2 protein-coding genes are annotated in these 780 nt (G+C 62.9%); one reads left to right on the top strand and one right to left on the bottom strand.

Features of this window, described 5'->3' with window-relative positions:
- Nucleotides 1–56 precede the first annotated feature (56 nt).
- Nucleotides 57–224: a hypothetical protein gene (locus tag EN906_RS35940; RefSeq protein WP_081738724.1), complete on the top strand. Its 168-nt coding sequence runs from the start codon at nt 57–59 to the stop codon at nt 222–224.
- Nucleotides 225–296: 72 nt separating this feature from the next.
- Here EN906_RS35940 and EN906_RS35945 read toward each other — a convergent pair.
- The coding region (locus EN906_RS35945; RefSeq protein WP_164777699.1) for a response regulator transcription factor at nt 297–780 on the bottom strand (484 nt) is incomplete at its 5' end.

A 780-nucleotide genomic window follows, 5' to 3' on the forward strand; every position in this document is an offset into this window, starting at 1 on the left:
GAAGAGACCCGCAACAGGTTCAGTTTTGAAGAATTGGCATTTGGGGAACTGCGACGATGAAAACGAAATTCGCTGCTTCGGTGCTGTCCGCACTGCTTTACGCCCAGGGCCTGCTCGGCTTTGCCGGTCTTGCTACCGTGCTCCTCCGGGACCGCGCCCATGCAAGCGAACTCACCATGGGCAGTGACATGCCGGTGGGGCCATCGCTTCTGCTGGTACGCTGAGCGTCAAGAGCATCGGGCCCAGAGATGGAAAATCCGATGCCCGAAAAAAGGGATTGCGCCAGTAGCAGGCAGTCAGTCGGCAAATTGCCGCGGCGGATCGAACCGATAGCCGGCGCCACGTATTGTGGTGATGGTGTCGGTGTCGAGCTTGCGGCGCAGCCGCACGATGCGCGAATCGATCGAGCGATCGAAGGCGTCGGCGTTTTCGGCCGGTGCCGCGGCGATGATATCGTCACGCGTCAGCACCTTGCGCGGACTGGCCAGGAACAACCTGAGCAGGGCCACCTGGCCAGGCGAAAGCTGTTCCTCGGAGCCGGAGCGATGCATGACCATGGCCGATCTCAGATCGACGGTCGCGTTCTCCAGCACGATCAGTTCCTGGGTGCCCCTGCCGCGGCGCGAAAGCAGACCGCCGACACGGGCGGCCAGTTCACGGACATTGAGCGGGCTCTCGACGACGTCGGCCGCACCAAGCTCCAGCGCCAGCACCTTGTCGACAAGATCGGCCGGGCGGCAGATCAGAATGAAATCCGGTCCGCCCTCACCGCCCCCACCT

This window comes from Mesorhizobium sp. M7A.F.Ca.CA.004.06.1.1 (assembly GCF_003999135.1).
Taxonomy (GTDB): domain Bacteria; phylum Pseudomonadota; class Alphaproteobacteria; order Rhizobiales; family Rhizobiaceae; genus Mesorhizobium.